Source organism: Paraburkholderia sp. BR10923 (genome assembly GCF_040948765.1).
Classification (GTDB): Bacteria; Pseudomonadota; Gammaproteobacteria; order Burkholderiales; family Burkholderiaceae; genus Paraburkholderia; species Paraburkholderia youngii.
This window is the reverse complement of sequence record NZ_JBFPKO010000130.1, coordinates 1-930: the sequence shown is the minus strand read 5'-3', so window position 1 is coordinate 930 and position 930 is coordinate 1. Positions and strand designations below refer to the sequence as shown.

Here is a 930-nt window from a genome sequence, read left to right as displayed (position 1 = left end):
CCCGCCTGCGGCAGCGGCGTGCCGAAGCGCTCGACGTGCACCTTCGCGGGCGGCACGCCGGCAGCCTTCAGCGCCGCCTCGGCCGCGTCCATCATCGGCGCGGGGCCGCAGATGAACGCCTCGTCGATCGCGTCGGCCGGCAGCAGCTGGTCGAGGAACGCTGCGCATTTTTCCTGGTCGAGCACGCCGTTGAACAGCTCGACGTCCTGCAGGTCGTCCGACAGCACGTGATACAGCACGAAGCGGTTCATGAAGCGGTTCTTCAGATCCTCCAGTTCCTCGGCGAACATGATCTGGTCGACGCTGCGGTTGCCGTACACCAGCGTGAACGTGCTGCGCGGCTCGACTTCGAGCGTCGTCTTGATGATCGCGAGCACCGGCGTGATGCCCGAGCCGCCCGAGAACGCGAGGTACTGCTGGCCCTGTTCGGCGTTCAGGTGCGTGAAGAAGCGGCCGTCCGGCGTCATCACGTCGATCGTGTGGCCGGGCTGGAGCGTGTCGAACGCGAAGTTCGAGAAACGCCCGCCGCGCACGCGCTTGATGCCGATGCGCAACTCGCCGTCGCGGTCGTAGTCGGTGACGCCCACGCAGATCGAATACGAGCGGCGCGTTTCCTCACCGTCGATATGCGTCTTCAGCGTGACGAACTGGCCCTGCGTGAAGCGGTACTGGTCGCGCAGTTCGGGCGGGACTTCGAAGGCGACCGACACCGCATCGGCGGTTTCGGGACGTACTTCGCGGATACGCAGCGGATGGAATTGCGGGGTGGCCATATCAGTACGGTTTGAAGTAGTCGAAGGGTTCGCGGCAGTCGAGGCAGCGATACAGGGCCTTGCAGGCGGTCGAGCCGAACTGCGCGAGCCGCTCGGTGTGTGCGGAGCCGCAGCGCGGGCAGGCCGGTGCCGGCAGCGCGCGCGGCACGAAGCGCAG

The 930-nt window shown here is 66.8% G+C and carries 1 protein-coding gene and 1 pseudogene; both read right to left on the bottom strand.

Annotation, left to right across the window (positions count from 1 at the left end):
* Positions 1–773: FAD-binding oxidoreductase (locus tag AB3X94_RS41730; protein WP_368614461.1), on the bottom strand; the 773-nt coding region annotated here is incomplete at its 3' end.
* Position 774: 1 nt separating this feature from the next.
* Positions 775–930: pseudogene (locus AB3X94_RS41725) on the bottom strand (phenylacetate-CoA oxygenase subunit PaaJ); the annotation flags it as partial.